The sequence below is a fragment of the Parvimonas sp. D2 genome, assembly GCF_035282635.1.
GTDB lineage: Bacteria > Bacillota > Clostridia > Tissierellales > Peptoniphilaceae > Parvimonas.
Genome location: NZ_JAYKBO010000081.1, coordinates 1 through 246 on the forward strand (window position 1 = coordinate 1; position 246 = coordinate 246).

Here is a 246-nt window from a genome sequence, read left to right on the forward strand (position 1 = left end):
GGATCGAGGTCATGTCCTTCTCGGCGGCGTCCTTGACCTTCTTCTTCTGGTCGGCCTTGGCGCCCTCGGCCTCAAGGGCCGCGAGCTCCTCCTCCAGCTTCGCCAGGCGAGCGGCGATGCGCGAGTCGCGACGGTCGCCGAGCGTCTTCAGCTCGAGACGGATGTTGTTCTCCTGCGTCGCCAGGTCGCGGTGACGAGCATCCTCGTCGACCGAGATGACCATGTAGGCGGCGAAGTAGATGACCT

General features: G+C 65.0%; 1 protein-coding gene. It reads right to left on the minus strand.

The features are described from left to right. Nucleotides 1-246: hypothetical protein (locus tag VJI77_RS07655; protein WP_323989007.1), on the minus strand; the 246-nt coding region annotated here is incomplete at both ends.